The organism is Oryzihumus leptocrescens, assembly GCF_006716205.1.
GTDB classification, from domain to species: Bacteria; Actinomycetota; Actinomycetes; order Actinomycetales; family Dermatophilaceae; genus Oryzihumus; species Oryzihumus leptocrescens.
Window position 1 is genome coordinate 950508 of sequence record NZ_VFOQ01000001.1, and the last position, 12585, is coordinate 963092.

At 71.6% G+C, this 12585-nt stretch carries 7 protein-coding genes; 5 read left to right on the forward strand and 2 right to left on the reverse strand.

Features of this window, described 5'->3' with window-relative positions:
• Window positions 1-408 precede the first annotated feature (408 nt).
• Window positions 409-6618, forward strand: coding sequence for a chitobiase/beta-hexosaminidase C-terminal domain-containing protein (locus tag FB474_RS04510; protein WP_185746037.1), 6210 nt, complete (start codon window positions 409-411; stop codon window positions 6616-6618).
• 6 nt (window positions 6619-6624) lie between these two features.
• Window positions 6625-7884 (forward strand): glycoside hydrolase family 5 protein, encoded by a 1260-nt coding sequence (locus FB474_RS04515; protein WP_141787567.1) that lies wholly within the window; start codon window positions 6625-6627, stop codon window positions 7882-7884.
• 52 nt (window positions 7885-7936) lie between these two features.
• Here the strand turns inward: FB474_RS04515 and FB474_RS04520 are convergent, their stop codons facing one another.
• Window positions 7937-9589 (reverse strand): SpoIIE family protein phosphatase, encoded by a 1653-nt coding sequence (locus FB474_RS04520; protein WP_221632427.1) that lies wholly within the window; start codon window positions 9587-9589, stop codon window positions 7937-7939.
• Window positions 9590-9703: 114 nt separating this feature from the next.
• On the opposite strand from FB474_RS04520, the gene FB474_RS04525 reads away from it, so the two are divergent.
• On the forward strand, window positions 9704-10138 hold the full coding sequence (locus FB474_RS04525) for an NAD(P)/FAD-dependent oxidoreductase (protein ID WP_141787568.1): 435 nt from the start codon (window positions 9704-9706) through the stop codon (window positions 10136-10138).
• 116 nt (window positions 10139-10254) lie between these two features.
• A complete protein-coding gene (locus tag FB474_RS04530) occupies window positions 10255-11127 on the forward strand; it encodes an LLM class F420-dependent oxidoreductase (RefSeq protein WP_141787569.1) in 873 nt (290 codons plus the stop codon).
• A 21-nt stretch (window positions 11128-11148) separates the two neighbouring features.
• Here FB474_RS04530 and FB474_RS04535 read toward each other — a convergent pair whose 3' ends face one another.
• On the reverse strand, window positions 11149-11541 hold the full coding sequence (locus FB474_RS04535; protein ID WP_141787570.1) for a nuclear transport factor 2 family protein: 393 nt from the start codon (window positions 11539-11541) through the stop codon (window positions 11149-11151).
• Between the two features lie 390 nt (window positions 11542-11931).
• On the opposite strand from FB474_RS04535, the gene FB474_RS04540 reads away from it, so the two are divergent.
• Window positions 11932-12582, forward strand: a complete 651-nt coding sequence (locus FB474_RS04540; RefSeq protein ID WP_141787571.1) for a peptidoglycan-binding protein — start codon at window positions 11932-11934, stop codon at window positions 12580-12582.
• Window positions 12583-12585: the final 3 nt, after the last annotated feature.

Sequence of the window (12585 nt, forward strand, 5' to 3'; positions counted from 1 at the left end):
GACCGTCGCGCGACCGTTCGCCTCGACCACCTTCGTCCGGAGCGAGGGACGCCGGATCGGGCAAGAGGTTGAAGTGGGGCTAGTGCTGCTGGAGCATCAAACGGCGTAGAATTCATACTTACTTTGTGGGGTTTGCCCACCAAAACCACTGTGTACCCCCCTACGGGTTTTGGATGGACCTACGAATCCCATTGCCGCTCAGGGCATTTCGATCATCTACGCGCAGGGGACTAGTTCTCCCTCATTTGACGCGCTCGCGTCCATCGATTGTCGGAGGGCAGGACCGCCCTCTCTTCCTACGGTGTCTGGCGAGGGCCCTCCCTGTCGTCGGGGAGGGCTCGATGACGGCTCATGGCGGGCCGTGTCGAGAAGCGGGGTGGTCCGGTGGTTCGCAGCCGAGATGATCGTGTGGCCAGGTCCGGCGCGCAGGCGCGCCCCAAGCCGTGGCGCTGGATGAGCACGCGACGGCGGCGCTGGCTGCCCTGGGTCGTGGTGCCCTGTGCGCTCACGCTCGGGATGACCATGGTGTCGGCCACTCCGGTCGTCGCGGCCACGCAGACCCGCGTCACCCTGGCCTTCGACAACGGCTCGATCAGCCAGTACACCCTCGGCTGGACCAAGGCGCTGCAGCCGCACGGTGCCAAGGCGACGTTCTTCGTCAACTCCGGCACCGTCAGCGGTGGCGCCAGCTTCATGACGTGGGCCCAGCTCGGCACCCTGGCGGGCGACGGGCAGGACATCGGCGGCAAGACCGTCAATGCCACCAACCTGACGACCGACCCCAACCCGACGAACCAGGTCTGCAACGACCGCGCCGCCCTCATCTCCCACGGGCTCAGCCCTGCCGCGTTCGCCTACCCCGGCGGCGCCAACAACGCGACCGTCCAGGCCGTGGTCAAGAGCTGCGGCTACGGCAACGCCCGGACCGCCGGCGGGCTGTCGGCCACCGGCGCCACCTACGCCGAGACGCTCCCTCCCACGAACTGGTTCGCCACCCGCGCCTACGCGCCCTCGGCGGTGACGCTGGCGAACATGCAGTCCCTGGTCACCGGTGCGGCCACGCACAACGGCGGGTGGACCCAGATCGTCATCGGCCGGATCTGTGACCAGACCCTCGACGCGGCCAACTACACCAGCTGCAGCGCGTCCAGCGGTCACATCGAGCTGGCCGACCTCAACGCGTTCCTGGACTGGGTCGCCGCCGCCGGGCAGGCCGGGGGAGCGCCCGCCGGCGTCGGCCTGGACACCGTGCGTGGCGCGGCCACCTCGGCGGACACCACCGCCCCGACGACGACGATCAGCTGCAATGGTGCGCCGTGCACGAACACGCCCTACACCGGTCTGGTGAGCGTCTCGTTCAGCCCGACCGACGTGGGCTCGAGCATCTCCAGCACGCACTACACGACCGACGGCTCCGACCCGACGCTGTCCAGCCCGACGTGGACAGGACCGTTCAACGTCAACGGATCCAGCACGTCGACGACGGTCAAGTTCCGATCCTGGGACTACGCCGGCAACGTCGAGGCGACCCAGACCCAGGTGATCCAGGCGCCCACCGACTCGGCCGCACCCACGACGACGATCACCTGCAACAGTGCCGCGTGCGCGAGCACCCCGTACGTCGGGTCGGTCACCGTCAGCCTGTCCGCGACCGACACCGGCGGCTCGGGTCTGGACAAGACCTACTACACGACCGACGGGTCCACCCCGACGACGTCGAGCAGCGTCTACTCGGCGCCCTTCCAGCTGACCAGCCCGGCGACGTACGCGGTCAAGTTCTTCTCCACCGACAAGGCCGGCAACGCCGAGACGGTGCAGAGCCAGTCCGTGCAGGTGGTCCCGGTGAGCACCAAGGTCTCGCTGACCTTCGACAACGGCACGGTCAGCCAGTACACGCTCGCGTGGACCAAGGCGCTGCAGCCCCACGGCGCCAAGGCGAGCTTCTTCGTCAACTCCGGCACCATCGGCGTCTCGGCCAACATCATGAGCTGGGCCAACCTGGCCGCGCTGGCCGGCGACGGGCAGGACATCGGCGGCAAGACGGTCAACGCCACCAACCTGACGACCGACCCCAACCCGACGGCGCAGGTCTGCAACGACCGGGCCGCCCTCATCGCGCACGGCCTGGACCCCGTGGCCTTCGCCTACCCCGGCGGCGCCAGCAACGCCACCGTCAAGGACATCGTCAAGACCTGCGGCTACGGCAGCGGTCGCAGCGCCGGTTCGCTCTCGCCGAGCGGGCCGACCTACGCCGAGACCCTGCCCCCGGCCGACTGGTACGCCACCCGGGCCTGGGCGCCCACCGGCCAGGTCACCCTCGCCAACCTCAAGGCCCTGGTCACCGGTGCCGCCACCAAGGGTGGTGGCTGGAGCCAGGTCGTCATCGGCCGTACCTGCGACCAGACACTCGACGCGGCGAACTACACGGCGTGCACCGCGTCGGCCGGCTGGATCGAGCTGGCCGACCTCAACGCCTTCCTGGACTGGATGGGCAACGCCGGCCAGAGCGGTGGTGCCCCCGCGGGCGCTGCCCTGAGCACCGTGCGCGCCGCCGCCATCAGCGCCGACAAGGTCGCCCCGGTGACCGCGATCGCGTGCAACGGCTCCGCCTGCACCACGGACACCTACACCAGCACGGTGTCGGTCACGCTGCCCGGCTCGGACGTCGGGTCGGCCATCGCCAGCACGCACTACACCACCGACGGCTCCGACCCGACCCTGTCCAGCCCCACCTACACCAAGGCGTTCCCGCTCACCGCGACCACGACGGTGAAGTTCCGCTCGTGGGACAACGCCGGCAACGTCGAGGCCGTGCAGACCCAGGTCATCACGGCGAGCCTGCCGGCCGACACCACCGCGCCGACGACGGCGATCACCTGCAACGGCTCGCCGTGCACCACGACCGGCTACAACGGCTCGGCGACGGTGACCCTCACCGCCACCGACGCCGGGGGCTGGGGGGTTGACAAGACCTACTACACGACCGACGGGTCGACCCCGACCACGGCGAGCGCGGTGTATGCCGGGCCCCTCACCCTGAGCACCCCGGCGACATACACGGTGAAGTTCTTCTCCGTCGACCTGGCGGGCAACACCGAAGCGGTGCAGTCGCGGGACATCCTCGTCCTGCCGCCGCAGACGGTGGTGTCGCTGACCTTCGACGACGGCGTCAAGAACCAGTACACCCTCGGCGTGAAGCGCGGCCTGCAGCCGCGTGGCCTGCGGGGGACGTTCTACGACGTCAGCGGTCTCAACGACGTCGACCCCCAGCACATGACCTGGGACGAGCTGCACGCCACCAACAACGCCGGCAACGAGGTCGGCGGGCACACCCTCGACCACGTCAACCTCAAGACGTTGACCGACAACACCCAGAAGGTCCACGAGGTCTGTGACGACCGGCAGAACCTCATCAACCACGGCTTCTACCCGACGAGCTTCGCCTACCCCGAGGGCGCCTACGACGCCACGGCCGAGTCGATCGTGCAGGGCTGTGGCTACTCCACCGGCCGTGCTGCCGGCGGCATCCAGGTGTCGGGCCCGGACGCCGGTCCGGTGTATGCCGAGACGCTCCCGCCGAAGGACAACTACGCGACGCGCACGGTCTACGACCCGCCCACGGGCACCCCGGCGAACGTGCCGCCGCTGACCCTGTCGCACCTGCAGAACGCGGTGACGAGCGCGGCCACCCACGGCGGTGGCTGGATCGTCTACGACTTCCACCAGGTCTGCTCGCAGGCGTACGACCCCGACAACTACACCTCGTGCATGAGCGACTGGGGCCCGATCGAGCTCGACACGCTCAACGCCTTCCTGGACTGGCTGAAGAACGCCGGCCAGCCAGGCGGCGCCCCGGTGCGCACGGTCGTCCAGACCGTGTCGCAGACGCTCAACGGCCCCGACCTGCAGGCCCCGATCTCCTCGGTCCTGTGTGACGGCTCGCCCTGCGCCTCGACCACCTACAACGGCTCGACGACGGTCTCCCTGACCGGCAAGGACCCCGGTGGCAGTGGCGTCAAGGCGACCTACTTCACCACTGACGGGTCCACGCCGACGACGGCCAGCCCGCAGTTCACCAAGCCGTTCACCATCAACGCGAACACCACGTTCAAGTTCTTCTCGGTGGACAACGACGGCAACGTCGAGGCGGTGCAGACCCAGCAGGTGCTGGTCCAGCCCAACACCGACCCGGTGGTCGGCTCGGCCGGCGACATCGCCTGCGACCCCACGGCGCCGGCGTTCAACGACGGCCTGGGCACCGACACCGACTGCCGTGCCTCGCAGACGGTCAAGCTGCTCACCGGCGTCGATGCGGTCCTGCCGCTCGGTGACAACCAGTACGAGTGTGGTGGCCCGGCAGCGTACGCCCAGTCCTACGACCCGACCTGGGGCGTGAAGAAGTCGATCACGCGCCCGGTTCCCGGTGACAAGGACTACGCGACCTCGGGCGGCACCGACTGCCCGACGACCCCGGGCGCCGGCTACTACCAGTACTTCGGCAGTGCCGCCGGAGACCCGGCCAAGGGCTACTACAGCTACGACCTCGGCTCCTGGCACGTCGTCGCGCTGAACACGGCGACCTGCCCGGTCGACCCGAGCTTCTGTGCCGCGGGCTCGGCCCAGGAGCAGTGGCTGCAGCAGGACCTCGCGTCCCACACCAACTCCTGCACCCTGGCGTACTACCAGAACCCGCGGTGGGCCTCGACCGCCTCGGGCTCCGGCGGAGACACGACCTTCCAGCCCATCTGGCAGGACCTGTACTCCGGAGGCGTGGACGTCGTGCTCAACGGCGACTCGCACTGGTACGAACGGTTCACGCCGCAGGACGCCACCGGCAAGCAGGACCTGGCCCATGGAGTCCGGCAGTTCATCGTCGGCACCGGTGGCGCCGGCCTGGACACCCCGGGTGCGCCCGGCCCGAACAGCGAGGCGCTCAACGCGACCACGCACGGCGTGATCAAGCTGACGCTGCACAACGGGTCCTACGACTGGTCCTTCAACCCGGACGAGGGCACGTTCACCGACAGCGGCAGCAACGGCTGCCACGCCGCGCCGCCGGTGCCGGACACCACGGCCCCGACCACGGTGGCGACGTGCAACAACGCGCCGTGCACGAGCACGCCGTACGCCCCGCCGGTCTCGGTGGCGCTCACGGCCACGGACAACGTCGGCGGCTCCGGCGTCTCGAGCACGCACTACACCACGGACGGGACCGACCCGACGCTGCTGAGCCCGGCCTACACGGCGCCGCTGTCGCTGGCGTCCTCGGCCACGGTGAAGTACAAGTCGTGGGACGTCGCCGGGAACGTCGAGGCGACAGGGACCCTCGCCGTCCAGGTCGACACGACCGCGCCGGCCACCTCCGTGACCTGCAACGGGGCGGCGTGTGCCACCACGCCGTATGCCGCGCCGGTCGCCGTGGCCCTGTCGGCCACGGACACCGGCGGGCTCGGGGTGTCGAGCACGCACTACACGACCGACGGATCGGACCCGACCTTGTCGAGCCCGACCTACACCGCGCCGCTGAGCCTGGGCGCCACGACGACGGTGAAGTTCCGCTCCTGGGACACCGCCGGCAACGTCGAGGCGACGAAGACCCAGGTGGTCACCGTGGATGCGACCGCGCCGAGCACGACCATCACGTGCAACAACGCGGCCTGCGGGACCACGGCGTACTTCAGCTCGGTCACCATCCGGCTGGCGGCCACCGACGACACCGGAGGGTCGGGGGTGTCGAGCATCCACTACACGACCGACGGCACCGACCCGACGCTGAGCAGCCCGACCTACACGGCGGCGTTCACCCTCACCAGCTCGGCGACCGTGAAGTTCCGGGCGTGGGACAACGTGGGCAACGTCGAGGCGACAAACAGCCAGGCGGTCCAGGTGGCGGCGGACGCGCCGCCGGTGGCGGCCCTGACCGTGTCGCCCTCGACCGGGGTGGCGCCGTTCGCGGTGACCGCCAACGCCTCGGGATCCACGGACGCCGACGCCACGCCGATCTCGTCGTACACGTTCGCCTGGGGTGACGGGACCGCCTCGGTGACCCAGGCCGGCGCGACGGCGACGCACACCTACACGAAGAGCGGCACGTTCCTGGTCACCGTCACGGCGCGCGACACGGCCGGGCTGACCGGCAGCGCCACGGCGCAGGTCGTCTCGAAGGCGAACCTCATCGCCAACACCGGCTTCGAGAGCAACACCAGCGGCTGGGTGGCCAGCACCGGCTGCTCGCTGACGCGGGTGTCCGGTGGGCACTCCGGCAGCTGGTCGGGGCGCATGTCCAACTCGGGCTTCACGACCCGGACCTGCATCCTCGACGACTCGCCGAACCGGGTGGGCAAGACGTCGGCCGGTACCTACACGGCGACGCTGTGGGTGAGAGGTGCGACCTCCGGGGCCACGATGAACCTGCGGCTGCGGGAGATGTCCGGCAGCACGGTCGTCGGCTCGGCGACGAAGACGCTGATCCTGAGCACGTCCTGGCAGCCGGTGACGGTCACGCTGACCGTCCAGCGGCCCGGCAGCACGGCGCTCGACCTCAACGCCTACGTCATCAACGTCGGGATGCTGGCGACGGCGTTCTACGCCGACGACGCAGCCCTCACCCTCGGGTGAGCTGAGGTGCCCTGGGGCGGACGCCGCGTCGTGGCCGTGGGCCTCGTCGCGGCGGCCGCCCTCGGCGTGCTGGGGTGGCGCCTCGGGCCGGCGACCCGGCACGAGGCGGCCCGGCCCGCGGCAGCGACCCGGGCCACGCCGGTGTCCTCACCGACCCGGCTGCCCGTGACCCCGCCCGGCGCGAGCCCGCCGGCACCAGCGCGGACCGGCCCGGCGGTGACCCGGGGGAGCACCCCGCCCGTGACCTCGCCCGGACCGGCCCCGGCCCTGTCGGTGCGGGTCTCCGGCAACCAGCTGGTCGACGGGACGGGCCGGCCGGTGCGGTTGCTCGGCGTGAACCGCACCGGCACGCAGTACGCCTGTGTCGAGGGCACCGGCGTCTTCGACGGCCCGTCGGACGCGGCGTCGGTCGCGGCGATGGCGGCCTGGCACCTGACGGCGGTCCGGGTCAGCCTCAACGAGCACTGCTGGCTCGGCATCAACGGCATCGACGCCCGGTTCGGTGGCGCCGCGTACCGCACGGCGATCACGGAGTATGTCGACCGGCTCACCGCCGCGGGCCTCTACGTCGTCCTCGACCTGCACTGGAACGCGCCCGGCACGGAGCGCGCCAAGGACCAGCAGCCGATGGCCGACCGTGACCACGCCCCGGCGTTCTGGGCGTCGGTGGCTGCGACCTTCCGGGACCGGCCGGCCGTGCTGTTCGACCTCTACAACGAGCCGTACCCGGACGACAACCAGGACACGACCGCGGCCTGGACCTGCGTGCGTGACGGCGGCGCCTGCCCGGGCGTGCCCTTCACCGCCGCCGGCTCGCAGGAGCTGTTGTCCGCGGTCCGGGGTGCGGGCGCGCGCAACGTCGTCCTGGTCGGCGGGCCGCAGTACGCCGGGACGCTCGACCGCTGGGCTGAGTTCGCGCCGGTCGACCCGGCCGGGCAGCTGGCGGCCTCGGTCCACGTCTACTACGGCACCCCTGCGAAGCCGGAGTGGGCGCCCTGCGACCAACCTGCCTGCTGGGCCCGCGACATCGCCCCGCTGGCCGCCACCACCCCGGTCGTCGTCGGCGAGGTCGGCGAACACGACTGCGACTCGGCGCTGATGATGCCGCTGCTTCGGTGGGCCGACGACCGCGGCCTCAGCTACCTGGCCTGGTCCTGGCTGCCGGGCGACTGCGCCGCCGAGCCCGCGCTGCTGCGGGACTGGGACGGCACGCCCAGCGGTGAGGGTGCGGGCTACCGCGCCCACCTCCTGGACCTGTCCCGCTGACCCGGGCACACGGCATACCCACTGCGGTATGCCGTGCCCGCGCCGCAGCGCGTCAGCACTGGATGCTGAGCACCGCCATGTCGTCCCGTCCGTGCGGGGAGGCCAGCACATGGCGTTCGACGGCGTCGAGCACGGACTGGGCGGTCGCGTCCGCGCCGGCGCCTGCGGTCCACGACAGGACCGAGCGCAGACCTTCCTCGCCGAACTGCCGCCCCGCCGCGTCGCGGGCCTCGGTGACGCCGTCGGTGTGCAGGACGAGGGTGTCGCCGGCGGCGAGCTCGACCGGGAGCTCGAGATGGGTCACGTCGGGGTCGACGCCCAGGAGCAGCCCGGGCTCGCCGACGTCCTCCAGCGTGCCGTTGGCGCGGCGCAGGACGGGCAGCGGGTGACCCGCGATGCTGACCAGTCCCTCGGCCCCGGAACCGTTGGGGCGCAACAGGAGACAGGCCGCCGTCAGGTAGGGGAGGGGGCTGGTCTGGTCGTCGTGCATCAGCGCGGCGTTGACCGCGGCGAGGATCGCCGACGGGCCCGCGCCACCGTCGGCGGCGGCCCTCGCGGTGTAGCGCGCGAGCGCGGTGACGGTCGCGGCCGCGGCACCCTTGCCGCAGACGTCGGCGATGAGCACCATCCAGCGGCCGCCGCCCAGGGCAGTGACGTCGTAGGTGTCGCCGCCGACCATCATCCCGTCGCCGCCTGCCCGGAACCGCGCCCCGAGGCTGACCCCGGGGACGTCGGGCAGACGCGGGGGCAGCAGGCTCTGCTGCAGCGTGCGGGCGAGCTCGCGGGCCTGGCCCTCGGCGTGCAGCCGGTCGAGGAACTGGCCGAGCTGGCGGCCGGCGCTGGAGAGCACCTCGACCAGCTCGTCGGACACGGGTCGGGTCCCCCGGGAGAACAGCTCGCACACGGCCAGCACCGTGGTGCCGCGCATCACGGGGAAGGCCACGCCCGTGCGCAGGCCGTCCCGCTGGGCCGCGTCGCTGCGGGTGAAGCGCGGGTTGTCCAGCAGGTCGTCCATGACGACGACCCGACGCCCCTGCCAGGCCGCCCCGGGCAACCCCTCCCCTGGGGCGAAGGTGCGGGCCACCGTGGCATCGCGCAGGGCGGGGACGTCCATGCCCGGCGCCCGCCATACGCCCGAGCAGACCAGGGCGCCGTCGGCGCTGTGGGGAACCCACAGGCTCGCGGCGTCCCAGTCGAGGCGCTCGCACAGAGCCGGCAGCATCCGCTCGAACGCGACGTGCGCGTTGGGGGAGTCGCCGAGCGCCTGGGTCACCTGCAGGGTGGCCGACAGGTGCCGGCTGACCTCGAGCTGCTGCTCGAGCTGGATCTGGGGGCGCGCGTCACGCAGCACGGCGATGACGAGCTCGGCGCCGTTGGGGCGGGAGACCACCGACAGGGTCAGGTCGACGGCCACCTCGCGGCCGTCGCGGTGCAGGGCGGGCACCTGGACGGTGTTGCCGATGAGCCGGCGCTCGCCCGTCGCGAAGAAGCGGGCGAAGCCCTTGTTGTGGGCGGCCCGGAGCCGCTCGGGCATGAGCGCCGAGAGCGTACTGCCGACGAGCTCGTCGGGATCCAGGCCGAGCAGCTCGGTCACCGCCGGGTTGGCGTGGACGACCCGGCCGTCGGCATCGGCGACGACGACGGCGTCGGGCAGGCTCTGGAGCATGTCAGCAAGTCCGACGGTCGGGTCCGATGACAGCAGCACGTCGCACCCCCCGGTTCCCTGCGCCCGGGCCGGACGGCCGGCCCTCCGCACGCCTGTGCGCGCAGCCTCATTCAACACCGGCACGCGTGGCCTCCGTGGGAGGTTGACGGATCTGTGACCGACGGCGCAGTCGCCATCCAGGGCGTGCGGTTCGCCGCGAAGCAGATCATCACCCGGCTCAGGGGCAGGACGCCGACCGAGCCGTTCCGCTACGTCGACAAGGGATCCATGGCGACGATCTCGCGGTTCCGTGCTGTGGTCCAGGTCGGCCGGTTCCGTCTCACCGGGCTCCTCGCCTGGCTGATGTGGCTGGCGGTGCACCTGGTCTACATCACCGGCTTCACGAACCGGGTGACCGCGCTGATGCACTGGGCCGTCAGCTTCGTCGGGCGCGGCAGGTCCGAGCGGACGACGACGGTGCAGCAGGTCCTCGCGCGCCGGGCACTGGAACGGGTCGCCGACGGCGAGGCAGAGGACCGGGCCGCGACCCGGGCCGAGGATCATGCCGACTCCGTGGGCGCGGGCGGGTCGAGCCGGTCCGCGGCCTGACCGCATGCCCGACGGGATGCCCGAACCCCGCATCGGGGAGACGATGGTGGGGACCGAGGCACCCGCACGTGCTGTCGCGCGTCCGGGGAAGGCTGGAGCACCGCTCGAGGAGTGGCATGAAGCTGGGACTGCACATCGCGGACTTCACGTGGGACGGCGGCCCTGCCGCCCTCCGGCAGCAGCTGGGGGAGGTGGCCAGGGGTGCCGAGCAGGCGGGATACGACCGGGTCAGCGTCATGGACCACGTCTGGCAGATCGGGCACCTGGGGCCGCCGGAGCACGAGATGCTCGAGGCCTACACGGCGCTCGGCTACCTCGCGGCGGTGACCGAGCGGGTCAAGCTGCTGACCGTCGTGACGGCGGTCGTCTACCGTGAGCCGGGGCTGCTGGCCAAGGCCGTCACCACCCTGGACGTCCTCTCCGGTGGCCGCGCGATGCTCGGCATCGGGGCTGCCTGGAACGAGGAGGAGTCCCGCGGGCTCGGCCTGTTCTTCCCCTCCACCGCCGAGCGGTTCGAGCGGCTGGAGGAGGCGCTGCAGATCTGCCAGCAGATGTGGAGCGAGGACGACGGACCCTACGAGGGCAAGCACTACCGGCTCGAGCGCACGCTCAACTCACCACAGGCCCTGAGCCGTCCCCACCCGCCGATCCTCATCGGCGGCGCCGGCGAGCAGAAGACGCTGCGGATGGTCGCCCAGTACGCCGACGCGTGCAACATCTTCGACTCGCCCGAGCTCGCACACAAGCTCCAGGTGCTGCGGGACCACTGCGAGCGGCTCGGCCGCGACTACGACGAGATCGAGAAGACCGTCCAGACGCGCTTCGACCTCGGCCCGCACGGCGAGCGGGTCGAGCAGACGATCGAGCACCTGCACGAGCTCGCGGACCTCGGGATCGAGGTGGCGCACGGCACCCTCGCCGGCGTCACCCGGCCCGGGGCGCTGGACCTCATGGCCGAGCGCGTGATCCCCGCCGCTGCCGCTCTCTAGGCGGCCGTCGGGCGGCCGGTCTCAGACCCAGAACGCCTCCACCTTCGCCAGCGAGTCGGCGGAGTACAGCCCGCTGACCTCGCGGATCAGTCCGTGCTCCATCCGCACCAGCTGGCAGCTGGTGACGTCAAGGGTGCGCCCCTTGAAGTCCCCCGTCGTGCGCTGGATGGCCACGAGGTAACGCTCCCCGACCGCCACGTCGAGCAGCTCGGCGTGGAAGGACCCGCCGGACAACGGCCCGAGGAGGGCTACGAACTCGTCCCGGATGGCAGGCCAGCCGTCATGGGTGCCCGAGATGGCACTCGACCCGGGCAGGACCCAGACGGCGTCCCAGGCGAAGAGCCCCTCCAGCGTGTCCATGTCCCGGGTCGCCAAGGCCGCGTAGGCCTGGCGAACCACATCTGCATCGCTCACAACGCAGCCTCTTCCTGGTCACGCGCAGTGCAGCGCGCGGGCGCCGACCTCTGCCAAGGCTCATTGTCCCGGCGACCGGCCCGGACGGATCGGTCACAGTGCCGACCCCGGCCACGACAAATGGGCGACCCGACAGTGCGGGCGGGCCGGCGGTTGGCCACGCCTCACCAGGCAGGGGAGAAGCAGGCGACGCCGCGCAGGGGGACGGTCCTGGGGCCGCTCGGGCAATCGCTGCGGCGGTGCTCCTGACGGCCGGCGCCCAGGGCGTGCCGCCGGGCCGCGCTGTCGCGCGAGCGGCGTATGGCGCCGTTTGCGGACGCTCGTGTCCGGGTACGTCGCCTCCGTCCACACACCAGGGGGCACGGCTGCCGTGCCGGGATGGAGTCACTGATGAGCGAAGCCGATCTTCCGCCGCTGTCCACGGAGGAGCTCGCAGCCGAAGCCGGCACCGCGTTGCCGGACAAGGAGGTCATGTCCCTGCTGGACCTCAACGTCGACCTGAACCTCGCCCTGGATGTCGCAGCCCCGATCGACCTCGCCGTGGGCGCCAACGCCAACGTGGCGGCGCCGATCGACGCCTCGGTCGGCGCCAACATCCTGTCCGCCGGTTCGAGCGCCGCGTCGCTGGCGCACCAGGACGTGAGCATCGACCAAGGCCTGTCCGGCTCCGCGATCGCCCACGCACCGCAGCACAGCGGCATCGACCAGAGCGCCCCCGCCGGCGACACCACCACGCCGACGGGTGCCGACGCCCCGGCCACCGCAGGGGCCACCGCCCCCGACCCGGCGTCGGCACTCAACGGGGACCTGCTCAAGGTCGACGTCAACGCCGCCGCCGACGCCAAGCTCGCTGCACCCATCGACGGTGCCGTGGCGGCCAACGCCAACGTGGCGGCGCCGATCGACGCCTCGGTCTCGGCCAACGTCGGCTCCATCGCGTCGCAGGCCACCGCCATCGCCGACCAGCAGGGATCGATCACCCAGCACCTCGACGGGACCGCGGAGGCCACGGCCGACCAGACCTCGCAGATCAACCAGTAGTCG